The sequence below is a fragment of the Nonomuraea recticatena genome (genome assembly GCF_039533245.1).
Lineage (GTDB): Bacteria > Actinomycetota > Actinomycetes > Streptosporangiales > Streptosporangiaceae > Nonomuraea > Nonomuraea roseola.
Genome location: NZ_BAAATE010000011.1, coordinates 51,758 through 78,757, shown reverse-complemented (window position 1 = coordinate 78,757; position 27,000 = coordinate 51,758). Strand labels below are relative to the sequence as shown.

Genomic DNA, 27,000 nt, shown 5'->3' with positions numbered 1-27,000 from the left:
TATGCGCTGTGTGATAGCGGGCGGCGGCCCGGCGGGCGCCGTGCTCGCTCTACTGCTGGCCAGGGCGGGCGTCGAGGTGACCCTGCTGGAGAAGCACGCCGACTTCCTGCGCGACTTCAGGGGTGACACGATCCACCCCTCGACCCTCCAGGTGCTCGACGAGCTGGGGCTCGCGGAGGCCTTCCACCGGATCCCGCACCGCAAGGCGTACGGGATCGACCTGGTCACCGACACCGGCAGGACCAGGATCTCGAGCCTGCGCGACCTGCCGGGCCCCTACAACTACATCGCCTTCGTCCCGCAGTGGGACTTCCTCACCCTCATCACCACCGAAGCCGCGACGTACCCGAACTTCCGGCTGCTCATGAACGCCGAGGCCGTCGGCCTGATCCGCGAGGGCGGCGCGGTGCGCGGGCTGCGCTACCGCGACGCCGAGGGCGAGCACGAGCTCAGGGCCGAGGTGACGATCGCCGCCGACGGGCGGGGATCCACCCTGAGGGCGGCCGCGGGGCTGGTGCCGAAGGAGCTGGGCGCGCCGATGGACGTCGTCTGGTTCAGGATGCCGCGCGTGGACGGCGACCCGGGCGAGACCTTCCTGCGCGTCTCGGCGGGGCACATGATGGTCGCGATCAACAGGGAGACCTACTGGCAGCTCGGCTACGTCATCCCGAAGGGCGAGGCCGAGAGACTGCGCGCGGACGGCGTCGGCGAGCTGCGCCGCCAGGTCGAGCGGCTGCTTCCCTTCCTCGGCGACCGCACGCAGGCGATCGCGGGCTTCGAGGACGTCAGCGTGCTCACCGTGGCGTTGAACCGGCTCGAGCGGTGGTACCGGCCTGGCTTCCTGTGCATCGGCGACGCGGCCCACGCCATGTCACCGGTGTTCGGGGTGGGCATCAACCTGGCCGTGCAGGACGCGGTGGCCACGGCCAACATCCTGCTGAGCGAAGGCCCCTCCGCGCTGCTCAAGGTGCAGCGGCGGCGGATGTTCCCGACGAAGGCCACGCAGCTCGCCCAGCAGGTGGCGCAGCGGCGGCTGATCCAGCCCGCGCTGAGCGGGTCGGCGAGAGCGACGGGCCTGCCCGACCTCGCGGCCCTTCCCGTCGTCGGCAGGCTGGTGGGGCGGCTGCTCGCGCGCTTCGTCGGCTACGGCGTCCGCCCCGAGCACGTGAGCGCGAAGTGACTCGAAAGACGCGCTGAAGGTCACGAACGGCACGCCACCCTGAAAGCAGGGCAAAGACTGCGTCCAGTCTGGCTTGCGCTTCGGCGGCGGCGTGCCCGCGCCGAAGATCCCGCTCCTACGGCCCGGCATGGCCGTACGCACCTGCGACGCAGGCCCTGCGGGGCCTGAAGGGCCGCCATGACGCCTCGCCGAGGCGGCGATCGCCCGCGGACGGCGTTCTCACTACGTGGACATCGGTGTCCGCGCGCGGGGGCGAGTGGAATACCCTCGTATGCCGTGAGCAACCTTGATTCGTGGCGAACCATGACCGCGGCCCAGCAGCCCGACTGGCCCGACCGCAGCGAGCTCGAGAAGGTCGTCGCCGAGCTCGGCGGCCTGCCCCCGCTGGTCTTCGCCGGCGAGTGCGACCAGCTGAAGGACCAGCTGGCCGCCGTGGCCAGGGGCGAGGCGTTCGTCCTGCAGGGCGGCGACTGCGCCGAGACGTTCGCGGGCGCGACCGCCGACAACGTGCGCAACAAGCTCAAGACGCTCCTGCAGATGGCGATCGTGCTCACCTACGCCGCCAAGGTGCCGGTGGTCAAGATCGGGCGAGTGGCCGGCCAGTTCGCCAAGCCGCGCTCCAAGGGCACCGAGGTGCGCGACGGCGTCGAGCTGCCCGCCTACCGCGGCGACATGGTCAACGGGTTCGAGTTCACCCCCGAGTCGCGCAGGCCCGACCCGTGGCGGCTGCTGAGGGCCTACCACTCCTCCGCCGTCACGCTGAACCTCGCGCGGGCCTTCACCAAGGGCGGCTACGCCGACCTGCGACAGGTCCACGCCTGGAACCAGGACTTCGTTGCCGAGTCGCCCGCGGGCCGCCGCTACGAGCAGCTGGCCCGCGAGATCGACCAGGCGCTGGCGTTCATGCGCGCCTGCGGGGCCGATCCCGAGGAGTTCCACACGGTGGAGTTCTACTCCTCGCACGAGGCGCTGATCCTCGACTACGACAGGGCGCTCACCCGGGTCGACTCACGCACCGGCCTGCCGTACGACGTGTCGGCGCACATGGTCTGGATCGGCGAGCGCACCAGGCAGCTCGACGGGGCGCACGTGGAGTTCTTCTCGCGCATCCGCAACCCGATCGGCGTCAAGCTCGGCCCCACGACCTCGCCGGAGGAGGCCCTCGCGCTGGTCGACAAGCTCAACCCCGACAACGAGGCGGGCCGGCTGACGTTCATCACGCGGATGGGCGCCTCCAAGATCCGCCAGCACCTTCCCACGCTGGTGGAGAAGGTGACCGCCTCGGGGGCGAAGGTGGCCTGGATCTGCGACCCGATGCACGGCAACACCTGGGAGGCGCCGAGCGGGCACAAGACGCGCCGCCTCGACGACGTGCTCGACGAGGTGGCCGGCTTCTTCGAGGTGCACCGCGCGCTCGGCACGCACCCCGGCGGCATCCACATCGAGTTCACCGGCGACGACGTGACGGAGTGCGTGGGCGGCGGCCAGGAGATCGTCGAGGGCGACCTCGCGCTGCGCTACGAGACGGCCTGCGACCCCAGGCTCAACCGGGGCCAGTCGCTCGACCTGGCCTTCAGGGTGGCCGAGCTCTACCGCTCGGTCTGACCCGAACCCGCCCGGGGTCCGACCGCGCAACGGCCGGTCCGGCCGGGGAACGGCGCCGTCCGACCCACGTGACGGCCCGCTCCCCCGCTTCGGGGGCGGGCCTGGCCACACGTGACGCGAGCCCTCACCCCGCGGGGTGAGGGCTCGTCGCGTCATGGCGTCACTGCTGCTCGGGAGCCGTGCCCATCTCCTGCGCGAGTTCGGCCTTGATGGCCTCCATGTCGAGAGCCTTGACCTGGCCGATCAGGTCCTCGAGCGCGGGGGCGGGAAGAGCGCCTGGCTGGGCGAAGACGACGATGCCGTCGCGGATCGCCATGATCGTCGGGATCGAGGTGATCTCGAACCCCTCCGACAGCCCTCGCTGCGCCTCAGTGTCGATCTTGCCGAAGGTGACGTCGGCGTGCTTCTCCGACGCCTGCTCGAAAATCGGCCCGAACGTCCTGCACGGCCCGCACCAGGCCGCCCAGAAGTCCAGGAGGACGATCCCCTTGTCGGCGATGTCGTTGAAGTTCTGGTCGGTTACTTCGATAGTCGCCACAAGTGGCTCCTCATATCGTCGTCTCGCTTGCTTTCCTTAGAACCGTCAGCATTTCACGCTGATTCCCCGGCCCGCAGCGCCACACCGGCCTTCCTCCTGCCCGACAGCGCGACGTGTCCCACGGCGCCCAGGAGCGCGGCCAGCGTCACCCCCGCGCCCAGGAGCAACGGGGTGCTCCAGGTGACGGTGTAGCCGACGGGCAGCCCGCCCGCGTAGCCGCTCAGGTCGACGCCCCCGCCGAAGAGCGCGGGGAAGAGCGTGCCCAGCGCGATGCCTGCCACCGCCGCCGTGACCACCAGCGGTGAGATCTCGCCGAGCGTGATGGCCCGCGCCTGCGCGCCCGACATGCCCATGGTGGACAGGAAGGAGATGCTGCGGTCGCGTTCGGCCGCGCCGGCGACCACACTCACCCACACCGCCAGCAGGGAGTAGAGGGCCAGCACGATGGCCGTCAGCTGGAAGGCCAGCTTGATCGTCCTGGTGAGCGGCGTCGAGACGATCGAGGCCAGGTCCCCTTCACGGGTGCTCGCGGAGGCGCCCGGCCCCGCCGCCCGCTCCAGGTCGGCGGCCGACAGCGCGTCGCCGAAGACGAGGAGGCCGTTCGGCCGCATCGCGACCTTCTGCTCGGGCAGCACGGAGGTGGGCAGGACGAGCAGCTCGCCCAGCGGGTCGGCCCCTGGGAAGCGCTCGATGTGGCCCACGTGGTCGACCACGACGGGCGCGCTCTCGCCGCCCTCCAGCACGATCGGCCTGCTGCGCGCCTTGCCGAGACCGCCGGTGACCAGGACGGGCACGGAGGCTCCCTTGGCCGCGGTGGCGGCCCTGTTGACGGCCGCCACGGGCGCGCCGACCACGGAGGGGGCCGAGCCGAGCCGCCGCGCGTAGGCGGCGGTGTCCATGCGCAGGTAGGAGAAGGACAGCGTGCCGCCCGACAGGCGGCCCTCTCGCAGCTCCACGGGCAGGACCTCCCGCACACCTGGGAGGGCGCGGACCTTCTCGACGGCGGCGGGCGAGATCACGCCCTCGCCGACGCCGACCTTGGCGTCGGCGCCCGTCCGCTGCCAGGCGGCGGCGCGCTGCCCCGCGTCCAGCGCGTCGAGGGTGAGCGCGCTGTAGACCGACAGGGTGAGGGCGGGGACGAGGATCAGCGCGGGCAGCGTGGCGGCGGTCCTGGAGCGGGCCGCCGAGGCGACCGCCAGGAACAGCACCGCCGTCCTGCTCCTGGCCGCGCCGAAGGACAGCAGGCGCAGCAGGTACGGGTAGCCCCACAGCACGACCAGCGCGCAGGCGACGGCGACCACGGTGGGCGCGGCCACCAGGAGCGGGTCGCCGCCCGAGGCGGACTGGGCGGTCGTCACGCCGCGCGTGACGGCGAGGTAGGCCGCCACCGCGGCGAGGAGGACGACCAGGAGATCGATCACCAGCCTGCGCGGCGTGAACGGCCTGGCGACCAGGTCGTCGCGCTGCTCCACGAGCGGCTGCCGGTGGGTCAGCAGCAGGCGGGCCATGCCGTACAGGAGGGTGGCCAGGGCCGGCAGCGGCGCGGACAGCAGGGAGACGGTGGTGTCCAGCCCCGGCACCAGGCGGGAGAGCACGAAACCCAGCAGCGAGCCGGGAAGGACCGCGAGGAGGATCACCGTGGCAGCGACGGCCGCGAACTGGCTCGTCGAGGCAGCCCTGGCCCTGGCCGCGACCAGGCCGGCGGCGACGCGGCCGAGCAGCAGGCCGACCACGAGCGCCACCACGCCGAACGCGACCGCGAACAGCCCGGCCAGCAGCAGGCCCATGAGTGTCCGCGTGACCCCGAGCTTGCCGAGGAAGTCCTCCAGGATCTTCGGCAGCTGGCTGGTCACCTTGTACGGCATGACCGGGGTCGACAGCTTGCGCGCCGCTGCGGTGAACGCGTCGAAGGCCGACGCGGTGCCGGGTGCTTGCTCGATGCGGAAGGCGGAGGGAACGGGCGCGAACCCCCACCGGTAGTGCATGGGCGCGCTGACGCCCGCCATCACGGCGACGCCCTGCTCGCCGACCAGGCCGGTGACCACGAAGGCGGCCGAGTTGGCGGCGGGGTCGGGGATGTACACGTGCGACATCGAGGGGTACGCCGACCAGAAGGGGTCGGAGGGGTCGATCGGCTCGTAGAGCCCGGTGACCTTGATCAGCACCCCGGCTCCGGAGACGATCGTGTCGCCGATCTCGATCCCCATCTGCCCGGTGACGTCGCTGGGCAGCCCGGCCTCGACGGTGGTCAGCGTCGGCTTGGCCAGCACGATGCTCAGCGCGGAGTCCTGGTAGGGGTTGGGCGTCGATCGCGCGGTGAGCGGGTTGGCCCCGGTGGTGACCGCCGACGGCGCCTCGCCCCTGACGTAGCGGACCCGCTCGGCCGCCCCGCTGTTCCATGCCAGGTCGACGAAGTTGTTGCGGCGGGGTTGATGCCCCACGTGGCCGACGAGCCTGACGCGGTTCGTGCTCACGCCGTACGTCACCTCGCCGATCAACGGGGCGAGGGCCTGCGGCATGGCGGCGCGCAGCTTCCTGGTGACCGCGTCGAGGTCGGCGGCGCTGTTCGGCCGCCGCGACGGCAACGCCGAGCGAGCGCCCACGGCGATCTCGAGCAGCTCGGGCCTGGTCTCCTGGACGGCCTGCCGCAGCGAGCGCTCGTAGGAGTCCTCGAAGACCCGGGGAAGCGCGCCGCCCAGGAACGTGACGGTGAGCACCAGCAGCGCCAGCAGCGCGGTGATGCCTCTGTGCAGCAGCGCCAGCCGCGCTGCCAGCCTGAGTATGGTCATGCGTCCTCCCCCGCGTGCCTGGCCCGCACCAGGCCGCGGCGGCGCAGCGAGCCCGCCAGCGCCGCGACGATCGCGAACAGGGCCGCCGCGATGACCGTGAGCAGGATCGCGGTCTGGATCCACGGGATGTCCAGCCTGACCGGCGGCGTCACCGCGGTGACCTGGCCGGACAGCACGAGGTGCGGCACCACCACGGTCGCCATGCCGCCCGCCAGCAGGGTGCCGCCCACCAGGCCGAGCCCGATCAGGAACGTCTGCTCCACCGCGAGCAGGCCGAGCACCTGGCGGAAGCTCACCCCGAGCGCGTGCAGCAGTCCCAGTTCGGCCGAGCGTTCGCGGGCGGCGACGGCGGCGTTGACCGCGAAACCGAGCCCTGCGAAGATCACCGCCGCGGCGAAGCCGACCAGCAGCGCGCCCTGCAGGCCGCCGGCCAGCGGGTCGTCGCGCAGCTCGGTGAAGACGGTCTGCCTTTCGAGCACGCGGTCGCTCCAGCCGGGGTGGGCGGCCAGGACCGCGGTGGCGGCGGACGGGTCGCCGTCCGCCGTCGCGGCCCACCACTCGGTGACCCTGGGCGGGGCGTTGACGGTGAGCACGTCCCTGTCGGCGATGGTCGGCAGGTCCACCAGGACGGCGGGCTCGCCGACGTCCGTGCCTGGCAGGCTGTCGACGACGGCGGCCACGACCAGGTGGGAGGTGGTCGCGTCGAAGGGCAGGAACAGCTTCGTGCCCGCGGAGAGCTTCTCCTGGGCGGCAAGCTCGTCGGTGATCACGACGGGCAGCGGCTGGGGCAGGGTCGCCCTGCCGTCCACGGTCGCGCCGAACACCCGCTCGGGCGGCGTGTCAGGCGGCAAGGCCAGCACCACCGCCTTGCCCCTGGCGGGGATCGCGTCGAGGCCGAACAGCGCGTCCTCGCCGGCGCGGACCTCCTTGGCCCTGCCCTCGCCGACTCCCGCGGCCCCCTGCAGGCTCGACTGCTCGAAGCCGGTCCACACCACGTCGCCCGGCAGCGGCACCTCGGCCTGGTCCGCGGTCAGCGCGCCGAGCACGACGGGCGCGCCCGTCTCGCCGAAGGAGAAGCCGCGCAGCGCCAGCGGGTAGGCGATCTTCCCCGCCCGGCCCGCGGGGGAGGCCAGGTCGGCGACCAGATGGCGCTCGTCGCCCGAGCCCCTGTCGGTCAGGCCGAGCCGCCAGCGCACCCCGTCGGCGTCGGTGAGCAGGATCGCGGCGTCGAGCGGCGCGGGCGCCTGGGTGCGCAGCGGCAGGCTGAGCACGGACGGCGTGCCGGGGATCGGCACGGAGCCGAGCGAGGGCCTGCCCGCCTTGAGCGCGCTCGCCAGGTCGGCGAGCGGGGTGGCCGACAGGTCCTCGCGCAGGTTCATGACCTCGGCCAGGCGGTCGGCGTCGAGCGCGAGCAGCTGGGCCGAGCCCGCGCCGATCGCCACCGAGTCGCGGAAGGCGGGGCTGACGGCGCGCACGCCCGGCAGCCGCGCGTAGACCCTGCCCGCGCCGAGCCCGCCCACCTCGCCCTGGTCGAGGACGGGAGAGATCCGCAGGTCCGCGCCGACCCTGTGGCCGGCCTGGTCGCGCTGGGACGACTCCCACGTGGTCGTGGTGGTGATCGACAGCACCCCGATGGCCACGGCCATCGTCAGCAGCAGCGCGGGGCCGACGTAGCGCAGCGGGCGGCGGCTGACCTGCCACGCGCCGAGCGCGGGGGCCAGCGTCGTGCGCCGCGAGGTCAGGGCGGAGACGATCCTGGAGGTCCACGGCACCAGGCGCATGCCCAGCATCCCGCCGCTCAGCAGGGCGAGGGCGGGCCCGGTGACCAGCATGGGGTCGATGCCGAGCACGCCGCCGGTGGTCGCGGTGACGGGCGAGCCGTACCTGGTGAGCTGCCAGACGGCGAGCGCCGCCACGACGAGCAGGGCGAGGTCGCCGCCCGCCCTGGCCAGCACGCCCCTGCGGTCGCCGCGCCCACGCGCCGCCTGCTCCTCCACGTAGGTACGGCGGGCGCTCCTGACCGCCGACGCGGCCAGCAGTGCCGCTCCGGCCAGCGCGGCGAGGGCGGCGATCACGAACGGCAGGGGCTCGGGGGCGGCCGGCACCCTGACCGCCCCCGCCTGCGCCCACAGCAGGCCGCTCACCCCGTTGAGCACGTGCGGCGCGACGAAGGGGGCGATCAGCACGCTCGGCAGCGCGATCAGCAGCGCCTCCGTCAGGCTGAGCGACACCAGCCCTCCCATGCCCGCGCCCCTGGCCCGCAGCAGCGCGACCTCCATGCGGCGGCGGTCGGCCAGCATCCTGGCCGTCAGCATGAGGGAGTAGCCGGCCAGGATGAGCAGCTGCAGCACCGGCACCAGCATCGTCGACTGGCCGACGAGGGCGCTGCGGTCGAGCTGGCCGAGGTAGGCCGACAGCTCCTCCCTGACCGCGCAGTCGGCGCAGGCCGGGCGAGCTTTGAGCTGGTCGGGCAGGCGCGCGGCCGCCGCGGCGAGGCCGGCCAGGTCGCCGGTGCTGACGCCGCTCAGGTCGGGCATGACGTACCAGGAGCCGAGCATCTGGTCGGTGAAGCGCGCCATGAAGCTCTCCTGGGAGAGCATGAGCGAGCTCCTGGCGGGGTCCAGGCGGGGATAGAGGTCGTCGGGGGTGGCGAACACGCCGGTGACCAGCACCGTGGTGGGAGGGCCTGTCTCGCCGCGCCGTACGGTGAGCTCCTGGCCCGCGCGCACGCCGAGGCGCTGGGCGCTGTCCTGGGCCAGGGTCGCCTGGAGCGGTCCTGCGCCGGGACCGGCCCACCTGCCCTGCACCAGCTTCGCGCGCCTTTCCAGGTCGGAGCGGGTGGTGAAGAAGAGCCGCACGCCGTCCTCGCCGTGGAAGGCGCTCGAGGTGACGGACGAGACGATCTCCGGCCTGAACCTGCCGAATGACTCGGCAGCCTGGGCGCGTACGGCCGCGTCGGCCTGGGGGAACGTGGCGCCCTTGATCCAGGTGGAGACCTCCGCCGAGGTGTCGGCCCCGTCGGCGTGTGTCACGCTCCAGCGGACGCCGACGTCGACCACGGAGGAGATGTAGATCGACAACGACACGAGCGTGGTGGTCGCCAGGAGGATCGCCGCGAAGGCGGTGAGGGGCAGAAGCGGCTCGCTGACGGCACGCTTGAGCACCCACGTCGTCCGGCCCCGCATCCGGTTCCCCCTCTGATCAGGTACGGGAGAACATTCGCGGGACAAAACTCACATACGCAACGATTGCTTTGATTTCATCACATAGTTGAGATCATCCCGAGACCAGCGCCTCCGACTGCCAGAGATCACGGTAGTAGCCGGGCCTCGCCACCAGCTCGTCGTGGCGTCCTCGCTGGATGACCCTGCCGTGCTCCATCACCACGATCTCGTCCACCTCCTCCAGGCCCCTGAGCCTGTGGGTGACGATGAGCGTCGTACGGCCGTGCGTCACGTCGAGCAGGTCGGCCATGAGCTCGTCGGCCGTGGCCTCGTCCAGCGCCTCGGCGGGCTCGTCGAGCAGCAGCACGGGAGGGTCGTACAGGAGCGCCCTGGCGAGGGCCAGGCGCTGCAGCTGCCCGCCCGAGACCGTCCGCCCGTCCTCGCCGAGCTGGGCGTCCCAGCCGGTGCGCGACACCCAGCGCTCCAGGCGGGCCCGCCGCACGGCCCGCTCCAGGTCCTCGTCCGTGCCGTCGGGGCCGGCCAGGCGCAGGTTGTCGCGCAGGGTGGTCTGGAAGATGTAGGGGTCCTGGGTCAGGCCCGTCATGAGCGTCCTGACGTCGTCGGAGTCGAGGGACGTGAGATCGGCGCCGTTGACGGTGATCGCTCCCGACTCGGGTTCGACCAGGCGCATCAGGGCGGCCAGCAGCGTGCTCTTGCCCGCGCCGCTGGGGCCGACCAGGGCGACGCGCTTGCCAGGGGTCAACGTGAGGCTCACCCCGTCGACGGCCGCGGGGGCGTTGGGCGCGTGCCGTACGACGAGGTCGTCGATCTCCACGGTCAGCGGCGCTCCCGGCAGGGGCGCGGGGGTGCCGGGCTCGGTGACGGCGGGCGGCACCGAGCGGACCTCCTTCAGCCGCTTCAGCGCCGCTGAGATCCCCGCGAAGCGCTCCCCCGCCGCGGCCAGCGGCAGCACGGGCTCGAAGGAGACCAGCGCTGTGAGGGCCAGGACGGCCGTCGCGACGGTGCCCGCGCCCGAGCCCTGGGCCAGCAGCACGATGGCGGCCACGGTCAGCCCCTGCACCAGCACCCCGACGGCCAGCGCCGCCGCGTGGACGCGGGACTGGCGGCGTTCGAGCGCGGCCAGCGCGGCGTCGGCGTCCAGCGCGCCTGACAGGGCTCGCTCGCCCGCGCCGTAGGCGGTCAGGTCGGCCGAGCCGTGCACGAGGTCGGCCACCCTCTCGGCGAGCGCGGCCCTGGCGGCGGCGATGCGGGCCGACCAGCGGCGGGCGGCGGCCGCCGTGCCTGCGGGCAGCAGCACGCCTGCGGCGACCAGCTCTGCCAGCAGCACCAGCGCGGCCGCGGGGTGCACGGTGACGGCGATGACGACGGCCGTGAGCCCGGTGATGAGCGCGGAGGTGGCGGGCAGCAGGCAGCGCACCAGCAGGTCCTGGACGGCGTCGGTGTCGTCCACCATGCGGCTGAGCAGGTCGGCGCCGCCGTGCCGGGGAGCTCTCGGCGGGATGAGCGAGTGGTAGAGGCGCTCACGCGTGGCTGCCTGGGCGCGCAGGGCGACGTCGTGACCCGTCAGGCGCTCGGCGTAGCGGAAGACGCCCCTGCTGGTGGCGAACGCCCGCACCGCGACGATCGCCACGCTCAGCGCGGCGAGCGGCGGCTGCTCGGCTGCCCTGGTGATGAGCCAGGCGGCCGAGGCGATCAGGCCGAGGCCGGTCAGCTCGGCCGCCGCCCCTGCGAGCACGGCCCACAGCAGGCGGAGGCCCATGCGGCGGCCGGACATCGGCTCCGTCACCTCGATACCCGGCTGAGTGGTGGTGGTCATCGTTCGTCTCCCGCCTGCGCGGCGCCCGCGCCTGGGACCAGGCTCTTCGCGGCGAGGACGTCGGAGACGACCCGCCCCTCCTGGATGCGGATCACGCGGTCGGCCAGGTCGATCATCGCTGGCCGGTGCGCGACGATCACCGAGGTGCGCCCCATGCTCAGCTCGGCGGTCGCGGTGACGACGGCGGCCTCGCTGCGGCCGTCGAGGCGCGCGGTGGGCTCGTCCAGCAGCAGCAGCGAGGCGTCAGGACGGCAGAACGCGCGGGCCAGGGCCAGGCGCTGTCGCTGGCCCGCCGACAGGTTGGCGCCGCGCTCCCCCACCAGCGTGTCGTAGCCGTCGGGCAGGACGTCGACGAACTCGTCGGCGTGCGCGGCGGCGGCGGCCTGCCGTACGAGCTCGGGTGAGGCCGAGGGGGCGCCGAGCCTGATGTTGTCGGCGACCGAGGTGGCGAACAGGTGCGGGCGCTGGGGCACGAACGCCAGCCGGTCGCGCCATGCGGTCAGGTCGAGCTCGGCCAGGTCGGCGCCGTCGACCAGCACGCGTCCCTCGGTGGGGGCGACGAAGCCGAGCAGCAGATGCAGCAGGGTGCTCTTGCCGCCGCCGCTCTCCCCCACCAGCGCCACCCGTTCCCCTGGAGTGATCACCAGGGAGACCTCGCGCAGGGCCGGGTCGTCGCGGCCGGGATAGCGGACGGTGACGTTCTCCAGGCGGATCTCGGGAGGACCGCCGGAGGCGGGGACGGCGACGGCCCTGGCCTGCTCGGGGGCGGCGGCAGCGGCGGGGACGGCGACCCTGGGCTGCTCGGGGGCGGCGGCGTCGTCGAGGACGGCGAAGGCCGCGTCGGCCGCCGCGACTCCCTCCATCGAGGCGTGGAAGCGGGTGCCCATCATCCGCAGCGGCAGGTACGCCTCGGGCGCGAGCAGGAGCACCAGCAGCGCGGTCGTCAGGTCGAGCGACCCGCCGAGCAGCCGCAGCCCGATCGGCACCGCGACCAGCGCGAGCGACAGCGAGGCGCACAGCTCGAGCACGAGCGAGGACAGGAAGGCCACCCGCAGCGTCCGCATGGTCGCCGACCTGTGCGAGTCGGCCACCCGCTGGATGACGCTCGCCTGGTAGCGGGCCCTGCCGAAGGCGCGCAGGGTGGGCAGGCCGCGCACCACGTCGAGGAAGTGCCCGCCGAGCAGGGACAGCGCGCGCCACTGCCGTTCGGTGACCGCCTTGGTGTGCATGCCGACAAGGGCCCCGAAGATCGGGATGAGCGGCAGCGTGATCAGCACGATGACCGCGCTGGTGAGGTCGGCCGCGAACAGCCTGACGAGGACGGCCACCGGCACCACGCCCGCCACGGCCATGGCGGGCAGGTAGCCGGTCAGGTAGGGGTCGAGCGCGTCGAGGCCGCGCCCCGTGAGCGTCACCAGCTCGCCCGAGCGGTGTCCCGACAGCCTGGCGGGCCCGAGCTCCTGGAGCCTGGCCAGCAGCCTGTGGCGCAGCGCGGACTTCACTCCCGTGGAGGTGCGCGCCGCGAAGATCCCCTGCCCCCAGCCGAGCAGCGCGCGCAGCCCGACGACGGCCGCCAGGAACAGCAGCGCGCCGGTGGCGAACCTGCCCGACAGCACCCCCGCGAGCAGCTCGGCCTGGACGAGCACGAGCAGCCCCGCGATCACGGCGGCGGCCAGGGTGACGGTCAGATGCGCGCGTACCGAGCGCTCGGCTCGCATGAGCCGCAGGAGATCCTTGTGCACGAGCCCTCTAGAAGAACGACGGGATGCGGTCGGAGCCCTTGCCTGGACGGAAGGTGCGCCACACCCATACTTGCGCGCCCACCATGAGGGGTGCGAACGGGGCCACCATGAGACTGAGCACATTCAGCGTCGCGGCAGGTGCGGCGTGGTCGAGCAGGTGCGGCGCGACGGCCGCCAGCAGCACGACGACGGGCGCGGCGGCCGCGAGCCCCGACAGCGCGAGGACCCTGCCGCCGCCCCGCCCCTCCCTCCAGGCCAGGAAGGTCCTGCCGTGGAAGGCGAACAGCGCGGTGGTGAGCGCGCCGAGGCCGAGCCCGGCGATCCACGGCAGCCCTGCGACCGAGCCGATGACCATCCCCCAGCCGAAGGCCAGCACGAAGGAGCCGAGCGAGATCATCAGGTCCCAGAAGCCGCGCCACGCGCGCCCCTCGATCCTGCGGCGGAACCACAGGCCCGCGTCGCGCACGATCCAGCCCAGCAGCATGGACACGACGAACGGGTAGAGCGCGAAGATCACCTCGCCTTCCAGCACGGGGAACGCGCCGAACAGCACCCCGGCGACGGCCACCAGCCACACCTCGTTGGCCAGCACGTACGGCGCCATCGCCGCGACCATGCGGTCCCTGCGCTCCTGGGGACGGCCGGCCATCAGCAGCCCCACTCCCAGGTCGAAGCCCTCGAGGGCGAAGTAGCCCGCCAGCAGGACGGCGAAGGCGAGCAGCCAGACGACTTCCATGTCAGACCTCCAGGCGGACGGGCGCGGGGGCGGGGGTTCGGGGCCAGGCTCCGAGGGCGAGGTCTTCGGGCCCGCGCCGTACCGCGCGGGCGATGAGGACGTAGTCGACGACGGCGAGCAGGCCGAGCACGCCGGTGAAGCCGATCAGCGACGTGGTGACCATGCCCGAGGTCAGGCCTGGCGACATGGCGTCGGCGACGGTGAGCCGCTCCCAGATCATCCATGGCTGCCTGCCGATCTCCCTGGCCATCCAGCCGAAGACGGCGGCCAGGAACGGCAGCGGCGTCATGATGATCAGGATGGGGTGCGTCCAGCGCCAGCGCGGCAGCCAGTAGACGGTCGGCAGCAGCAGGAAGACCACCACCAGCTGGAGCAGCTCGCCGATCAGCATCATGAAGCCGAGCCCGACCGCGGCCCCGGTGTTGGCCTCGAACTTGTCCTCCTGCACCAGGCCGAACTGGGCGTAACCGCTGCCCACGGCGACCACGACCCCGATGGCCGCGACCACGACCCCCGTGCGCAGCGACTTGGTGAAGAACTCCAGGTAGGCGGTGCGGCGCAGGAGCTGGTAGGCGCTGGCGCCCATCATGACGAAGCCACCTGCCGCGAGACCCGCGCCGATGACGTGCGGGAAGGCCCCGACCAGGGCGCTGTTGGACATCAGCGCGCCGAAGTCGGTGAGCTCCATGTGGTCGCCCCTGACGACGGAGCCGACCGGGTTCTGCAGGAAGGCGTTGCCGATCATGATGTAGAAGGCGCTGCCGTAGGCGGTGAAGGTGACGATCCAGATGCAGGCCAGGTGCAGGGCCTTGGGCAGCCGGTGCCAGCCGAAGATCCACAGGCCGAGGAAGGTCGACTCCAGGAAGAAGGCGACCAGCGTCTCCATGGCCAGCGGCGCGCCGAAGACGTCGCCCGCGTAGTGCGACAGGCCGCTCCAGCTCAGCCCGAACTGGAACTCCATCACCAGGCCCGTGACGATGCCCAGAGCGTAGTTGATCACGTAGATCTGGCCCCAGAAGCGGGTCATGTGCTCGTGGAGGGGGTTGCCCGAGCGCACCCAGCGGGTGTGCATGATCGCCACGAGCGGCGCCAGGCCCAGCGTGAGGGCCACGAAGAGGAAGTGCAGGCTGCCTGTCAGCGCGAACTGCAGGCGGGCCAGGTCCAGGACGTCCATCGCATCAAACTCCGTCGTTGTGTCTGCCTACATATAGAGAGGCTACATGTAGACTGCCTACATGACGAACGCGGATCTAGGATGGGCGATGTGAATCCCGACGCGCTTCGCGGGCACATGGACGCCCTGCTGCTCTCCGTGCTCGAGCACGAGCCGTTGCACGGCTACGCGATCATCGAGGCGCTGCAGGAGCGCAGCGGCGGCGCGCTCGCCGTCCCCACAGGGACCGTCTATCCGGCGCTGCGCAGGCTCGAGAGGGTCGGCTATCTGGCCAGCGAGTGGGCGACGGTGGGCGGGCGCAAGCGGCGCACCTACCGGCTGACCTCCTCGGGGGCCAAGCAGCTGGCGGGCGAGCGGTCGGCCTGGAGGGAGTTCGCCGAGGTGATCGCGAGCGTGCTGGAGCCCGGCGCGGGGCGGGCGAAGACGACCGGGTGAGCCAGGGCCACGCCCGAAGCCAGAGCCAGGCGTGACGGCCCGACCCCAAGGGCGGGCTTGAGGGTCAGGCTGCTCGGAGCCGGCGAGTGAGGCGCAGGCAGCGGGCGGCGGCGTACAGCTGCAGGCCGTTCAGCAGAGGCGTGGTCAGCGAGAGGATCATGCCGGGCAGGAAGGCGGAGAAGCCGGCCGGGCCCTGGGAGCCGTACTGCAGGGCGGCGCTGAGCAGCAGCGTCACCGGCAGCATCGTCCACACCCACACCGCGAGCAGGCGGGTCACCCGCTCGGGCCTGCTGACCCAGCGCGAGCCCCAGGTGAGCACGAGCAGGGTCAGCCCGCCGAGCACACCGGTGGCCATGTGGAACAGGTCGAGCGTGCGGGCCGCGAGCAGGAACCAGTCGGGCCTGTGCGCCCAGGCGTCGGCGTCCACGGGGAAGAAGGCCCAGATGAGGCTCCACAGCAGCGTCGTCAGCGGCACGCTGACGAACAGCAGCGCGCCGAGCCTGCGCCCCGCTGTCGCGGTCAGCTCACGCTGGTAGGCGGGGGCGATCTCGCGCAGCTCGCCGAACTCCTCGACGGCCAGGAGCTCGGCCTCGACCCTGGCCATGCCCTCTTCCTGGTAGGCCTCGGCGGTGTCGACCAGGCTGTCGCGGGCCTCGACGACCAGGTCACGCTTGGGGCCGGCCGGACCGTCGAGAGCCCGCGCGAGTCCCGCCACGTAGTCGTCGATGAGCATGGTCTCCAGTGTACGAAGCCCCTCCGAGGGTCAACATCGGGGAGATCCCTGAGATTGACTGGTAGGAAATTTCCGACGTATAGTCGGCGACATGCGAGAAGACGTGTTCGCGGCGCTCGCCAGCCCGGCCAGGAGGCAGCTTCTCCAACTGCTCCTCGACGGCGGCTCCCAGCCGGTGGGCAGGCTCGCCGAACGGTTCGACATGGCGAGGCCGAGCGTCTCCGAGCACCTCAAGGTGCTCAAGGACGCCGGGCTGGTCGCCGAGAGCCGCCACGGCAGGGAGCGGCACTACCGCCTGGAGGCGGCGCCCCTCATGGAGGTACGCGACTGGCTCACCCCCTACGAACGGTTCTGGCGGGAACGGCTCGCCGACCTCGGCACGGTGCTCGACGACATGGAGGACAGAGACGATGACGACCGCTGAAGACCTGCGCGCGATCCACGTGGACCAGTTCCTGGCCCACCCGCCCGCCAAGGTGTGGCGAGCCCTGACCGAGCCCGAGCACCTGAACAAGTGGCTGATGCCGGGCGACTTCCGGCCCGAGGTGGGTCACACGTTCACCTTCCAGGGCACTCCCGTCGAGGCGGCGGAGTTCTCGGGGACGGTCTACTGCGAGGTGCTCGAGATCGAGAAGGAGAGGCTGATCAAGCTGAGCTGGGACGACGGCAGCCGGCTCGGCTGGACGGTCACCTGGCGGCTCGAGCCCGAGGGCAGGGGAACCAGGCTCTTCCTCGACCACGAGGGCTTCGACCCCGACGACCCGAGGCAGCAGGTCTCCCGCAAGATCATGGGAGGCGGGTGGCGCTCCATGCACATGAGGGCCATCGAGAAGGTGCTGGCCGAGATGGGGTAGCTCAGCGCTGCTCGCCGTGGATCTCGGCCAGGCCGTCGGGGGGCGGGGGGCCGTCGGGGCCCTGGGTCCAGCCGCGCCATCGGTGCTGGCCAGGCAGGGCCCTGCGGCGGGAGAACCAGCGCAGCGGGGGCCAGCGCAGGCTCAGCCGTACGCCCCTGGAGGTGAAGGCGAACGTGCAGCCGGTCAGCCGCAGGCCCGACGGGTGCGCGAGCCCGGCGAACCTGCAGGCCGACAGGTCGAGACCGAACAGCGACAGGTCGGGGGCGGCGGCCCCGCGCAGGGAGCTGATCGTGCAGAACCCCCGCCCTGTAACGGTCGCGGGGCCGCGCAGCACGACCGACTCCAGGTCGGCGTGCGAGCCGGTGAGCCTGATCGCCGTCGTGCCCCGCACCTCCACCCTGCGCAGGTCGAGCGAGCAGTCCTCGACGGCCAGGTCGAGCGCGCCGTCGGCGCGGGCGCCCGTCGCGGCCAGCCGTCCGGTGGCCGACAGGTAGGCCGACGACGCGAAGTGCGCCGACTCGAAGCCTGCCCTCCCCCGCACCTTCCTGAACGACAGCGTCCTGCCGAACCTGGCGCCTCTGAAGGCGGCCAGCTCCCCGAACCAGGCGCCGTCGAAGGTGGCGTAGCCGTCGAACCTGGCCCGCTCGCACGACAGCCCGCGGGCGAAGACGGCCTCGCCGAACAGGGCGTCGCTGGCCACCACCGCCCTGTCGAAGCAGGCGTGGCCGCGCACGGTGGCGCCGTGGAAGGACAGCTGACGGGCGAACCTGGCCCCGGTGAACGAGACGTTGCCCATGAACGTCGCACCGAAGAAGGAGGCGAGCCGGTCGAACCTGGCGCCGTCGAGCGACACGTCTCCCTGGAAGCGGACCTCGGTGAAGCGCGCCTCGCCGGTGAAGCGGGCCAGGTCCATGCGGGACCTGCCCGGCCTGCCCTCCGTGGCGGCCAGGACCTTGACCAGCAGCTCGCCGTCGACGGTGGTCCCGCGGAGGTCGAGCTGCCGCCCGGGGCGCAGGCCCTCGAGCGCGTCGGCCAGTTGCTCGGGTGACAGATGTGACAGACAGCGACCGTACGGCTGACGCGCGACTCCCGTGCATGACGGGGAGTGTGAACACGTGGCCCAGTCCATGTCCTTGGTCATACCCGCGTTGCTAGGTCATGAGACGACATGTCGGGGGCCGGCGTCTGGCAAGGGTAGATGATTTCATCCCTTTGTGGCGTTACGTTCGGTTATCACCATCTAAAGTGCCGGTCATGCGAGCTTTAACCGCCCTTGTCGCTCTCGGCCTCGCCGCCGCGGGCGTGGCGACCCTCTCGACCGCCCCCGCCTCCGCGGCGCCGGGGCCGGTCGTCATCAGCCAGGTCTACGGCGGCGGCGGCAACACCGGCGCGCCGCTGGCCAACGACTTCGTGGAGCTCTTCAACAGGAGCTCCGCCCCTGTGGCCGTCGACGGCTGGTCGGTGCAGTACACCAGCGCCACCGGCACCGGCCACTTCGCCGCCAACGTGGCCAGGCTCTCCGGCACGCTGGCGGCCGGCCAGTACTACCTGGTGCAGCTCGCCGCGGGCGCCAACCCCGGCACGGCGCTGCCCGCACCCGACGCGACCGGCTCCATCAACGTCAGCGGCAGCGCGGGCAAGGTGGCGCTGGTCCGCTCGGCCACGGGTCTGGCCTGCAACGGCAGCCCCACCGCCTGTACGCCCGAGCAGACGGCACAGATCGCCGACCTGGTCGGCTTCGGCACCGCGAACTTCTTCGAGGGCTCGGCAGCGGCCCCCGGCCTGACGAACGGCACGGCGGCCCTGCGCAAGGCGAGCGGGTGCGCCGACACCGACGACAACGCCGCCGACCTCGAGGCCGGCGCGCCCGCCCCGCGCAACACCGCCTCTCCCGCGACGCCGTGCGGAGGCACCGGGGAGCCGACCCCCACGCCGACTCCCACGCCGTCCCCCACGGTGACGCCGACGCCGTCGCCCACGGGCGAGCCCTGTGACACGGCCGCGACCCACCAGATCGCCGCCGTCCAGGGCACGGGCGAGGCCAGCCCGCTGGCCGGTCAGACCGTGCGGGTGGAGGGCGTCGTGACCGGCGACTTCCAGAAGAGCACGGAGCTGAGCGGCTTCTTCCTCCAGGACGCCACGCCCGACTCCGACCCGAAGACCTCCGAGGGCCTGTTCGCCTTCGCCCGCGACACCTTCAAGGACGTCAAGGCAGGCGACAGGGTCCTGGTCACCGGCAAGGTGGTCGAGTTCAACGGCTGGACCGAGCTGTCGCCCGTCACCGCGATCGACGTCTGCGGCACGGGAACGGTCCCCGCGCAGCCCCAGCAGCTGCCGAGGGCGGAGGGAACCACCTTCGAGCCCGTCGAGAACATGCTGGTCCGCTTCGCCGAGCCGCTGACCGTCACCGAGCACTACAACCTCGGCCGCTTCGGCGAGGTCACCGTCTCCTCCGAGGGACGGCTCTACCAGCCGACCGACAGGCCCGGTGTGGACGCGGCGCTCGACGCCCGCCGTTCGCTGTTGATCGACGACGGATCCAGCAGGGAGAACCCCGCCACGATCCCGTACACCAGCCCGCGCGTGGTGCGCACCGGCGACACCGCCCTCGGAGTGACCGGCGTGCTCGGTTACGGCTTCGGCGCCTACCGGCTGCAGCCCACCAAGCCGATCACCTTCCTGCCGACCAACCCCCGCCTGCCCAGGCCGCTGCCCGTCGGCGGCAACGTCAAGGTGGCCAGCCTGAACACGCTGAACTGGTTCACCACGCTCGGCTCGCGCGGCGCGACCACCGCCGTGGAGCAGCAGCGGCAGCTGGACAAGCTGGTGGCGACGCTGCAGGGACTCGACGCCGACGTGGTCGGCCTCATGGAGGTCGAGAACAACGGGCAGACCGCGCTGCAGGCGCTGACGGACGCGCTGAACGCCAAGGTGGGCTCGGGCACCTACGCCGCCCTCGCGCACCCCTTCCCCGGCACGGACGAGATCCAGGTCGCGATGATCTACAAGACCGCCAGGGTCTCGCCCGTCGGCGTGGCGCGCTCCTCCGAGGACGCGGTCTTCAGCAGGCCGCCGCTGATCCAGACCTTCAGGCGCGCAGGTGGCGGCCAGCCGTTCACGATGATCGTCAACCACTTCAAGTCGAAGGGGTCCTGTCCGCCCAGCGGTCCCGAGGCCGACCAGGGTGACGGGCAGTCGTGCTGGAACCCGCTGCGGGTCAGGCAGTCCGAGGCCGTCCTCGGGCTGATCTCCTCCCTCGACCTGCCCAACCCGCTGGTGCTCGGCGACCTCAACGCCTACGGCGAGGAGGACCCGATCGACAAGCTGGAGGCCGGCGGCCTGACCAGCGTGACCAAGCGGTTCGTGCCCGCGCCGATGCGCTACAGCTACCTGTTCAACGGCCTTGCGGGCGAGCTGGACCACGCGCTGGTCGGCAAGCAGCTGCTCAAGCGGGTGACCGGGGCGACGATCTGGCACGTCAACTCCGACGAGCCGCGCATCCTCGACTACAACACCGAGTACAACCCGCCGGCGCTGTACCGGCCCGACGCCTTCCGCTCCTCCGACCACGACCCCCTGCTGATCGGTCTGTCCCTGCCGGGAGGCGGGAACTGACCTGACCCCGCCTCATTGCGGCCCCTTCCCTCCACGGGAAGGGGCCGCTCTTGCGTTTGCGGCGCAATCAGGTTTACAGTACAAACTAGTTGACAAAACGGACCTATGGGGAGCGACGTGGACGAGGAAGACCTCAGCCCCGCCGAGATGATGCGGCTCATCGAGGAACAGAGCGCCGCCACCGCGCGCAGGCTCCAACCCGACCCCCTGCTCCTGTACGCCCCGTGGGGCGTCGCCTGGATGGTCGGGTTCGGCGCGTTCTTCCTGTCCTACGGCCTCGACGGCCGCCCGCTGGCCCCGATCAGCTGGCAGCTCGCTCTGTCCATCCTGTTCGGCGGCCAGCTGCTGGCCGGAGCCTTCCTGTTCTGGACCGCGAGGTCCGGCGGCGTCCAGGTCCGCGGGGAGTCGGCCCAGCGTGGGATGATGTACGGCTACTCATGGTTCGTCGGAATGATGTCGATGAGCCTGATCGTGAGCCGCTTCGCCCCGCTGCTCCCTCGGGAGCAGGTCGGCCTGCTCTACGCCTCGGTCTCGCTGCTGGTCGTCGCCGTCCTTTACATGGCGGGCGGCGCGGTCTGGCGCGAGTGGCCGATGTTCCTGATCGGGGTCTGGGTGGCCGTCGTCAACGCGGTCGGCGCCATGCTCGGCCCGGGCTGGCACTCCCTGCTGATCTCGCTGCTCGTGGGCGGCGGCTTCTTCGTGGCGGGGATCGTGCTCAGGCGGCGCGGGTGAGCGTTCCCGACCTCGATCCCGTCATCCACGCCCAGGCCAGGCTGCGCGTGGTGGCCACGCTCAACGCCCTGTGCGAGGGCGACCAGATCGCCTTCCCCGGGCTGAAGGACCTGCTCGGCATGACCGCGGGCAACCTCTCGGTGCACCTGACGAAACTCGAGGACGCGGGTTACGTCGAGATCACCAAGACGCACAAGGGCCGCACCCCCGTCACCTACGTCGCGCTCACCAGGCGCGGACGGCTGGCCTTCGAGGAATACACCGTCGCGATCCGCGCCCTTCTTGGAGGAGAGCAATGACCACCCTGGCCAGGACCGTGGAAGTCAGCAAGCGCTACGGCGAGGTGAACGCCCTCGACGGCGTGTCACTGGAGATCGAGGCTGGCAGGCTCGTCGGCCTGCTCGGCCCGAACGGCGCGGGCAAGTCAACGCTCGTCAACCTCTTCGTGGGCCTGCGCAAGCCGACCAAGGGGCTGGTGGAACTGCTGGGCGGCAACCCCTCCGACCCCCGCGTACGGCAGGGCATCGGCGTGACGCCCCAGGAGACCGGTCTGCCCGAGGCGCTCAAGGTCGGCGAGATCGTCGACTTCGTCTCCTCCCACTTCCCGAAAAAGCTGGACAAGTGGGAGTTGCTGGACCGCTTCGGCCTGAGAGACCTGGCCAAGCGCCAGGTGGGCGGGCTGTCGGGCGGCCAGAAGCGCCGTCTCGCGGTGGCGCTGGCCTTCGCGGGCCGTCCTCGCATCGTCTTCCTCGACGAGCCCACCACCGGGCTCGACGTCGAGGCGCGCAGGGCGCTGTGGGAGGGCATCAGGGCCTTCCACGCCGAAGGCGGCACCGTCGTGCTCACCAGCCACTACCTCGAGGAGGTCGAGGCGCTGGCCGAGCGGGTGGTGGTGATCGGCCGCGGCAAGGTGCTGGCCGACGACACCATCCAGGCCGTGCGCGGCATGGTCGGCGTGCGCAGGGTCAGCCTGTCGGTCGCCGAACTGCCCGAGCTGCCGGGCGTGGTCAGCGCCGAGCGGGTGGAGGGCCGCCACCACCTGCTCACCCCCGACTCCGACCGGCTGGTGCTCGACCTGGTGGCCAGCGGCGTCGCGTTCGCCGATCTGGAGATCAGCCCCGCCACGCTCGAGGACGCCTTCCTCGCCATCACCTCGAAGGAGACCGTCGATGTCTAGCCTGGTCCTTCTCCACACCCGCTACCAGTTCCTCGAGCACCTGCGGGTCCCGATCGCCATCGTGGCCAGCGTCTTCTTCCCCACTGTCGCGATGCTCGCCTTCGTCGTGCCGTTCGCGGGGGACCACCCGCTGGCCGCGACGGTCGGAACGGCCTCGATGACCATGTTCGCCGTCATGTCCAGCAGCCTCATGGGCCTCGGCATCGGTGTCGCCGACGACAGGGGCAAGCCGTGGGACCCCTACCTTCGCACCCTGCCCGCGGGGCCCTTCCCCCGCTTCGCGGGACGGATGCTCACCTCGCTGGCCATCACCCTGATCGCGGTCGTTCCCGTGATGCTGGTCGCCGCGCTGCTGACCGAGGCCACCGCCACCCCCCTGCAGCTGCTGCTCGGCCTCGGCGCGCTGCTCGTGGGGGCGCTGCCGTTCATGATGCTGGGGCTGCTCGTCGGCTACTCGCTGCCCGCCAAGGCGGCGGTGGCGGTCTCGCAGGTGCTGTTCTTCCCGATCGCCATCGGCGGCGGGTTGCTCGGCAATCCGCTGGACCCGCCCGCCTTCATCGGCGCCATCGCGCCGTACCTGCCGAGCAGGGGGGCGATGGAGCTGGTCTGGGCCGCGACCACGGACCTGCCCGCCACGCCGCTGGCGCTGGTCATGCTGGCGGTCTGGACGATCGTGGCAGGAGCGGCGGCGGTGTGGGCCTACCGCCGTGACGAGGGGCGCAGGTTCCAGTAGTCACGACAGAAAAGGGGGGAGGTACCGCCGAGTCCGCAGCGATCTCGACGGTACCTCCGTTAGCGAGGGGGGTTCTACTCGGTGGTCTTCTTCTCCTCGAGGGTCACGGTCGCTTCCTGGGTCTGACCGTTCCTCATATATGTGATCTTGACCTGCTGGCCGACTTTGAAACCTCTGACCTGTCCCACTACGGTATCTCCCCCATCGACCGGCTTGTCGCCGATCCTGGTAATGAGGTCCCCCTCCTTCAGCCCCGCCTTCGCCGCGGGGCTGCCCTGCTGCACCTGCCGCACCAGCGCGCCGGGGACGTCGCCCGTCGCGTCGGTGACACTGACGCCGAGGTAGGCGTGGCTCACCTTGCCGCTCTCGATGAGCTGCTGGGCCACCTGGTTGGCGGTGTTGATCGGGATGGCGAAGCCGACGCCGATGTTGCCGCTGCCGGTGCCGCCCGTGGCGATGGCGGTGTTGATGCCGATCACCTCGCCCGAGGCGTTGACCAGCGCGCCGCCCGAGTTGCCGGGGTTGATGGCGGCGTCGGTCTGGATGGCGCCGCCGATCGTGGTGGTGGAGCCCTGCGACTGGCTGCGCTGGTTGCCCCATCCCGGCGGCAACTGCTGCCGTCCCTCGTCCTCGTTGCCGACGGTGAGGGTCCTGTCCAGCGCGCTGATGATGCCCGCGGTGACCGAGCCGTCCAGGCCGAGCGGGCTGCCGATGGCCAGCACCGCGTCGCCGACCCGCAGCGCGTCGCTGTCGCCGAGGGAGGCCTTGGTCAGCCCCGAGACGCCCTCGGCCCTGATGACCGCCAGGTCGGTGGCGGGGTCGGTGCCCACGACCGTGGCCTTGGCGGTCTTGCCGTCGCTGAACTTCACCGTCATCGAGCCGCCGCCCTGCCCCGCGCCGACGACCACGTGGTTGTTGGTGAGGATCAGGCCGTCGGCTGACAGGACGACGCCTGAGCCCTCCCCTGTCTGTCCCTGGATCCGCACGACCGACGGCTGCACGTTCTGGGCGACGTCGGCCACGGTCAGCGGGTTCGACACCTGCTTGAACGTGGGGTTGGGCGAGGCGGCCACGGCGGTGCCCCCGCCGCCGCCGAAGACGTTGGCGGTCACCGCTCCCGCGGCGCCGCCCACCAGCGCGGTGGCCGCCAGCGCGAGCCCCGCGATCGCCTTCTGCCCCGCCGTGAACCGCGACCGCTGCTTCGGCACGGCCGGCGCCGCCATGATCGTCGTGTCGTCAGAGGAGGGCGCCCCGTGCGCGAACACCCTGTCCTCGGCCGCGGGCGCCCCCGGCGCGCCGCCGTCCGTCACACTCTGAGCGCTGCTCGCAGGAGCGCCCTGCGTGCTGTGCGGGGTGGCGCCCTGCGCCTGGTCGGAAGGGGCGCCCTGCGGTGTGCCCGAGGGCGCGCCCTGCGGGAACCGCCCAGCAACGGGGGGCTGGGAACCGAACTGGGTCCATCCCCCACCCACGTTGCCTTCGCCCTGCTCACGAGGCTCGTTCGTGTTCATTTCCATCCCCAAGAGGCCACTGAGGCCCGCCACCGTGGCGTGCCGTACACCCAGGGTGTCAACCCGGCTGTAAACGCCGGTTAAGCCGGTGATCCGCAGTCCCGGCACGCCCTGACGCCGCGCTTATCACCGCAGGTCGAGCGGGGGTGGCGCGCCGAATCTCTCAGAGAAAACTCATTCAGCGAGGGACACCCGGACGCCGCCCGAGAAGAGGGAGTCGTGGAGTTCGATCGTCTCCGGCTTCAGCGTCTTGGGGACGTCGAAGAGGACGACGCCCTTCACCACGTTGCCGGGGTTGATCGTCTCGTAGAGCGACTTGGCGTCGTCCAGGTAGATGGAGGCGCCGGAATCGGCCTCGTACTGCTTGCCTCCCGCGTGGAGCCTCTGGGCCGCGGCCATGAACGTCTGCGCCTCGTCGCCGATGTTCTCGACCTTGACGTGGACGAGGAGGAACACGCCCTGAGCGTCGGCGCCGATCACGTCGCTGCCGATCCGCTCGCGTCGTTCCAGCTTGGTGACCGTGAACGAGAACTTGCCGTCGCGCACGGCCGCGCCGATCCCGGCCGCCTTCGGCTCGGCGGGCCGCTTCGACCTCTCGGCCCCGCCTCCGTCCGCCTTCCCCGTTTCGACGGCGGCCGTCGTGCCGGGCTCGCCGCTGCCGGTGGCCACGGCGATGAGAGCCGCACAGCCGCCGCCGACGAGGAGCAGGACGGAGGCGATGACGATGAGGATCAGCGGCGCGTTGCTCTTGCGGCGGGGCGGGCCGCCGTACTGCGGGTGCGTGTGCCCGGGCTGGGTGTGCCGGCTCGGGTCGGAAGAAGGGTGCGCCATGGGAGCCTCCGTGTCGGTGAGAACACGGGTTGTGACGTTCCTGAGGCTCCCGTTGTTGGCGTCACCGCTGTTACATGCGGGTTCGGCATGGACGGCTCAGCGCTTGCCGAGGTACTCCTCGCGCAGCAGGCGCTTGTAGAGCTTGCCCGTCGGATGGCGGGGCAGCTCGTCGCGGAAGTCGACGCTCTTCGGGCACTTGTAAGGGGCCAGGCGCTCCCTGCAGTACTCGATCAGCTCGGCCTCCAGCGCCGGCCCCGCCTCGGCGGGGTCGGCGGGCTGGACGACGGCCTTGACCTGCTCACCCATCTCCTCGTCAGGCACCCCGAAGACGGCCACGTCGGCCACCTTCGGGTGGACGGACAGCACGTTCTCCGCCTCCTGGGGGTAGATGTTCACCCCGCCTGAGATGATCATGTAGGAGCGGCGGTCGGTCAGGTAGAGGAAGCCGTCCTCGTCGAGGTAGCCGATGTCGCCGAGCGTGGTCCAGCCCCTGCCTCGCGGGTCCTGCGCGGAGCGGGTCTTGTCGGGGTCGCCGTGGTACTCGAAGCGCGGGCCGTCGGAGAAGTAGACCGTGCCGCGCTCGCCTGGCGGCAGCTCGTCGCCCTCCTCGTCCAGGATGTGCACCACGCCCAGAAGGGGGCGGCCGACCGTGCCCTTGTGGGCCAGCCAGTCGGCGGGGCCCGCGTAGAGGAAGCCGTTGCCCTCGGTTCCCGCGTAGTACTCGTGGATGATCGGCCCCCACCAGTCGAGCATCTGCTCCTTGACGGGGACGGGGCACGGCGCGGCGGCGTGGATCGCGCACTTCAGGGACGACAGGTCGTAGTCGTTCCTGGAGGGCAGCTTGAGCATCTTGATGAACATGGTCGGCACCAGCTGCGAGTGCGTCACCCTGTACCGCTCGACCAGCGCGAGGTACTCGGCGGCATCGAAGCGCTCCATCACCACCACCGTCGCCCCGAGCCGCTGGAACTGCAGGCAGTAGCGTAGCGGCGCGGCGTGGTAGAGCGGCGCGGGCGAGAGGTAGACGCTGTCGTCCGACGGCGCGAAGAGGAACTGGATGAGCTGCAGCAGCGGCCCGGGGGTGTCGAGAGGCGCCTGGGAGAGGGCCGGTTTGACGCCCTTGGGCCGTCCCGTGGTCCCCGAGGAGTAGAGCATGTCCGAGCCCTGGCACTCGTCCTCGATCGGCGTCGCGGGCAGCCCCTCGACCGCCTTCTCGTAGGACTCGAAGCCCTCGGCCACGCCGTCGAGCATCAGGCGGCGCTCCACGCCCGGCGCGGAGACGGTGGTGGCCACCTCGGCCAGCCCGGCCGAGGAGATGAAGATCCTGGCCTCGCAGTTCTCGACGATGTAGTTCAGCTCCTCGCTCCGCAGGCGCGAGCTGATCGCGGTGTAGTAGAGCCCCGAGCGCTGCGCAGCCCAGGCGATGACCAGGAAGAGCGGGTGGTTCTCCAGCATGAAAGCGATATGGTCGCCCGGTTTGAGCCCGGCCGAGCGGAAGAGGTGCGCGAGCCTGTTCGACTCCTCCTCCAGTTCACGGTAGGTGACGACCTGCCCGGAGCCCGCCATGATCACAGCGGGCTTGTCGGGGGTGACTGCTGCGATGGCTCCCGGATGCAT

22 protein-coding genes are annotated in these 27,000 nt (G+C 71.7%); 10 read left to right on the top strand and 12 right to left on the bottom strand.

The genetic code is table 11. The features are described 5' to 3' along the window. Nucleotide 1: 1 nt before the first annotated feature. Both ABFX50_RS22130 and ABFX50_RS22125 read left to right on the top strand, forming a co-directional pair. A complete protein-coding gene (locus tag ABFX50_RS22130) occupies nucleotides 2–1,180 on the top strand; it encodes an FAD-dependent oxidoreductase (protein ID WP_346149150.1) in 1,179 nt (392 codons plus the stop codon). 276 nt (nucleotides 1,181–1,456) lie between these two features. After that, entirely contained in the window at nucleotides 1,457–2,785 is a 1,329-nt protein-coding gene (locus ABFX50_RS22125) for a class II 3-deoxy-7-phosphoheptulonate synthase (RefSeq protein WP_312895982.1), read from the top strand. 160 nt (nucleotides 2,786–2,945) lie between these two features. Here ABFX50_RS22125 and ABFX50_RS22120 read toward each other — a convergent pair whose 3' ends face one another. The 7 genes from ABFX50_RS22120 to ABFX50_RS22090 form a co-directional block, all read right to left on the bottom strand. Next, on the bottom strand, nucleotides 2,946–3,323 hold the full coding sequence (locus ABFX50_RS22120; RefSeq protein WP_183659627.1) for a thioredoxin domain-containing protein: 378 nt from the start codon (nucleotides 3,321–3,323) through the stop codon (nucleotides 2,946–2,948). Between the two features lie 53 nt (nucleotides 3,324–3,376). Next, nucleotides 3,377–6,112 carry an FtsX-like permease family protein gene (locus ABFX50_RS22115; RefSeq protein WP_346149148.1) on the bottom strand — a complete coding sequence of 912 codons (2,736 nt, stop codon included), beginning with the start codon at nucleotides 6,110–6,112 and terminating at the stop codon, nucleotides 3,377–3,379. After that, nucleotides 6,109–9,297: an FtsX-like permease family protein gene (locus ABFX50_RS22110; protein ID WP_346149146.1), complete on the bottom strand. Its 3,189-nt coding sequence runs from the start codon at nucleotides 9,295–9,297 to the stop codon at nucleotides 6,109–6,111. The genes ABFX50_RS22115 and ABFX50_RS22110 overlap by 4 nt, the downstream gene beginning before the upstream one ends. A 91-nt stretch (nucleotides 9,298–9,388) precedes the next feature. Continuing rightward, complete coding sequence (gene cydC / locus ABFX50_RS22105; RefSeq protein WP_346149144.1) at nucleotides 9,389–11,113, bottom strand: thiol reductant ABC exporter subunit CydC; 1,725 nt, start codon at nucleotides 11,111–11,113, stop codon at nucleotides 9,389–9,391. Then, nucleotides 11,110–12,855: a thiol reductant ABC exporter subunit CydD gene (gene cydD / locus ABFX50_RS22100; protein ID WP_346149142.1), complete on the bottom strand. Its 1,746-nt coding sequence runs from the start codon at nucleotides 12,853–12,855 to the stop codon at nucleotides 11,110–11,112. The genes cydC and cydD overlap by 4 nt, the downstream gene beginning before the upstream one ends. A 7-nt stretch (nucleotides 12,856–12,862) precedes the next feature. Continuing rightward, nucleotides 12,863–13,591: a cytochrome d ubiquinol oxidase subunit II gene (locus ABFX50_RS22095; RefSeq protein ID WP_183659624.1), complete on the bottom strand. Its 729-nt coding sequence runs from the start codon at nucleotides 13,589–13,591 to the stop codon at nucleotides 12,863–12,865. A 1-nt stretch (nucleotide 13,592) separates the two neighbouring features. Next, entirely contained in the window at nucleotides 13,593–14,765 is a 1,173-nt protein-coding gene (locus ABFX50_RS22090) for a cytochrome ubiquinol oxidase subunit I (RefSeq protein WP_346149140.1), read from the bottom strand. Between the two features lie 90 nt (nucleotides 14,766–14,855). On the opposite strand from ABFX50_RS22090, the gene ABFX50_RS22085 reads away from it, so the two are divergent. Beyond that, nucleotides 14,856–15,200: a helix-turn-helix transcriptional regulator gene (locus ABFX50_RS22085; RefSeq protein ID WP_346149138.1), complete on the top strand. Its 345-nt coding sequence runs from the start codon at nucleotides 14,856–14,858 to the stop codon at nucleotides 15,198–15,200. A gap of 64 nt (nucleotides 15,201–15,264) precedes the next feature. On the opposite strand, the gene ABFX50_RS22080 is transcribed toward ABFX50_RS22085, so the two are convergent. Further along, nucleotides 15,265–15,933 carry a permease prefix domain 1-containing protein gene (locus ABFX50_RS22080; RefSeq protein ID WP_346149136.1) on the bottom strand — a complete coding sequence of 223 codons (669 nt, stop codon included), beginning with the start codon at nucleotides 15,931–15,933 and terminating at the stop codon, nucleotides 15,265–15,267. A gap of 91 nt (nucleotides 15,934–16,024) precedes the next feature. Here ABFX50_RS22080 and ABFX50_RS22075 point away from each other — a divergent pair, with 91 nt between their 5' ends. Together ABFX50_RS22075 and ABFX50_RS22070 are read left to right on the top strand one after the other, a co-directional pair. Beyond that, nucleotides 16,025–16,357: an ArsR/SmtB family transcription factor gene (locus ABFX50_RS22075; protein WP_346149134.1), complete on the top strand. Its 333-nt coding sequence runs from the start codon at nucleotides 16,025–16,027 to the stop codon at nucleotides 16,355–16,357. Next, nucleotides 16,344–16,787 (top strand): SRPBCC family protein, encoded by a 444-nt coding sequence (locus ABFX50_RS22070; RefSeq protein WP_183659619.1) that lies wholly within the window; start codon nucleotides 16,344–16,346, stop codon nucleotides 16,785–16,787. Before ABFX50_RS22075 ends, ABFX50_RS22070 begins: the two co-directional genes overlap by 14 nt. A gap of 1 nt (nucleotide 16,788) precedes the next feature. Here ABFX50_RS22070 and ABFX50_RS22065 read toward each other — a convergent pair whose 3' ends face one another. Further along, nucleotides 16,789–17,928, bottom strand: a complete 1,140-nt coding sequence (locus ABFX50_RS22065; RefSeq protein WP_346149132.1) for a pentapeptide repeat-containing protein — start codon at nucleotides 17,926–17,928, stop codon at nucleotides 16,789–16,791. 113 nt (nucleotides 17,929–18,041) lie between these two features. On the opposite strand from ABFX50_RS22065, the gene ABFX50_RS22060 reads away from it, so the two are divergent. The 5 genes from ABFX50_RS22060 to ABFX50_RS22040 all read left to right on the top strand — a co-directional run bounded on the left by ABFX50_RS22060 (nucleotide 18,042) and on the right by ABFX50_RS22040 (nucleotide 23,044). Then, on the top strand, nucleotides 18,042–20,402 hold the full coding sequence (locus tag ABFX50_RS22060; RefSeq protein WP_346149130.1) for an ExeM/NucH family extracellular endonuclease: 2,361 nt from the start codon (nucleotides 18,042–18,044) through the stop codon (nucleotides 20,400–20,402). Between the two features lie 117 nt (nucleotides 20,403–20,519). Then, on the top strand, nucleotides 20,520–21,134 hold the full coding sequence (locus ABFX50_RS22055) for a hypothetical protein (protein ID WP_346149128.1): 615 nt from the start codon (nucleotides 20,520–20,522) through the stop codon (nucleotides 21,132–21,134). After that, nucleotides 21,131–21,433, top strand: coding sequence for a transcriptional regulator (locus ABFX50_RS22050; RefSeq protein WP_183659615.1), 303 nt, complete (start codon nucleotides 21,131–21,133; stop codon nucleotides 21,431–21,433). Before ABFX50_RS22055 ends, ABFX50_RS22050 begins: the two co-directional genes overlap by 4 nt. Continuing rightward, nucleotides 21,430–22,311: an ABC transporter ATP-binding protein gene (locus ABFX50_RS22045; RefSeq protein ID WP_346149126.1), complete on the top strand. Its 882-nt coding sequence runs from the start codon at nucleotides 21,430–21,432 to the stop codon at nucleotides 22,309–22,311. Before ABFX50_RS22050 ends, ABFX50_RS22045 begins: the two co-directional genes overlap by 4 nt. Next, nucleotides 22,304–23,044, top strand: a complete 741-nt coding sequence (locus tag ABFX50_RS22040; protein WP_346149124.1) for an ABC transporter permease — start codon at nucleotides 22,304–22,306, stop codon at nucleotides 23,042–23,044. The genes ABFX50_RS22045 and ABFX50_RS22040 overlap by 8 nt, the downstream gene beginning before the upstream one ends. Nucleotides 23,045–23,118: 74 nt before the next feature. Here ABFX50_RS22040 and ABFX50_RS22035 read toward each other — a convergent pair whose 3' ends face one another. The 3 genes from ABFX50_RS22035 to ABFX50_RS22025 all read right to left on the bottom strand — a co-directional run bounded on the left by ABFX50_RS22035 (nucleotide 23,119) and on the right by ABFX50_RS22025 (nucleotide 27,000). After that, nucleotides 23,119–24,552: a trypsin-like peptidase domain-containing protein gene (locus tag ABFX50_RS22035; RefSeq protein WP_346149122.1), complete on the bottom strand. Its 1,434-nt coding sequence runs from the start codon at nucleotides 24,550–24,552 to the stop codon at nucleotides 23,119–23,121. Between the two features lie 174 nt (nucleotides 24,553–24,726). Further along, on the bottom strand, nucleotides 24,727–25,383 hold the full coding sequence (locus tag ABFX50_RS22030) for a DUF4352 domain-containing protein (RefSeq protein WP_346149120.1): 657 nt from the start codon (nucleotides 25,381–25,383) through the stop codon (nucleotides 24,727–24,729). A 96-nt stretch (nucleotides 25,384–25,479) separates the two neighbouring features. Further along, nucleotides 25,480–27,000: an acyl-CoA synthetase gene (locus ABFX50_RS22025; protein ID WP_346149118.1), complete on the bottom strand. Its 1,521-nt coding sequence runs from the start codon at nucleotides 26,998–27,000 to the stop codon at nucleotides 25,480–25,482.

Bases quoted from the DNA above. Each gene is read 5' to 3' on its own strand.
- ABFX50_RS22130 (WP_346149150.1), top strand. From the start codon at position 2: ATGCGCTGTGTGATAGCGGGCGGCGGCCCGGCGGGCGCCGTGCTCGCT.
- ABFX50_RS22115 (WP_346149148.1), bottom strand. From the start codon at position 6,112: ATGACCATACTCAGGCTGGCAGCGCGGCTGGCGCTGCTGCACAGAGGC.
- ABFX50_RS22110 (WP_346149146.1), bottom strand. From the start codon at position 9,297: ATGCGGGGCCGGACGACGTGGGTGCTCAAGCGTGCCGTCAGCGAGCCG.
- cydC (WP_346149144.1), bottom strand. From the start codon at position 11,113: ATGACCACCACCACTCAGCCGGGTATCGAGGTGACGGAGCCGATGTCC.
- ABFX50_RS22095 (WP_183659624.1), bottom strand. From the start codon at position 13,591: ATGGAAGTCGTCTGGCTGCTCGCCTTCGCCGTCCTGCTGGCGGGCTAC.
- ABFX50_RS22090 (WP_346149140.1), bottom strand. From the start codon at position 14,765: ATGGACGTCCTGGACCTGGCCCGCCTGCAGTTCGCGCTGACAGGCAGC.
- ABFX50_RS22080 (WP_346149136.1), bottom strand. From the start codon at position 15,933: ATGCTCATCGACGACTACGTGGCGGGACTCGCGCGGGCTCTCGACGGT.
- ABFX50_RS22075 (WP_346149134.1), top strand. From the start codon at position 16,025: ATGCGAGAAGACGTGTTCGCGGCGCTCGCCAGCCCGGCCAGGAGGCAG.
- ABFX50_RS22070 (WP_183659619.1), top strand. From the start codon at position 16,344: ATGACGACCGCTGAAGACCTGCGCGCGATCCACGTGGACCAGTTCCTG.
- ABFX50_RS22065 (WP_346149132.1), bottom strand. From the start codon at position 17,928: ATGACCAAGGACATGGACTGGGCCACGTGTTCACACTCCCCGTCATGC.
- ABFX50_RS22060 (WP_346149130.1), top strand. From the start codon at position 18,042: ATGCGAGCTTTAACCGCCCTTGTCGCTCTCGGCCTCGCCGCCGCGGGC.
- ABFX50_RS22045 (WP_346149126.1), top strand. From the start codon at position 21,430: ATGACCACCCTGGCCAGGACCGTGGAAGTCAGCAAGCGCTACGGCGAG.
- ABFX50_RS22040 (WP_346149124.1), top strand. From the start codon at position 22,304: ATGTCTAGCCTGGTCCTTCTCCACACCCGCTACCAGTTCCTCGAGCAC.
- ABFX50_RS22035 (WP_346149122.1), bottom strand. From the start codon at position 24,552: ATGAACACGAACGAGCCTCGTGAGCAGGGCGAAGGCAACGTGGGTGGG.
- ABFX50_RS22030 (WP_346149120.1), bottom strand. From the start codon at position 25,383: ATGGCGCACCCTTCTTCCGACCCGAGCCGGCACACCCAGCCCGGGCAC.
- ABFX50_RS22025 (WP_346149118.1), bottom strand. From the start codon at position 27,000: ATGCATCCGGGAGCCATCGCAGCAGTCACCCCCGACAAGCCCGCTGTG.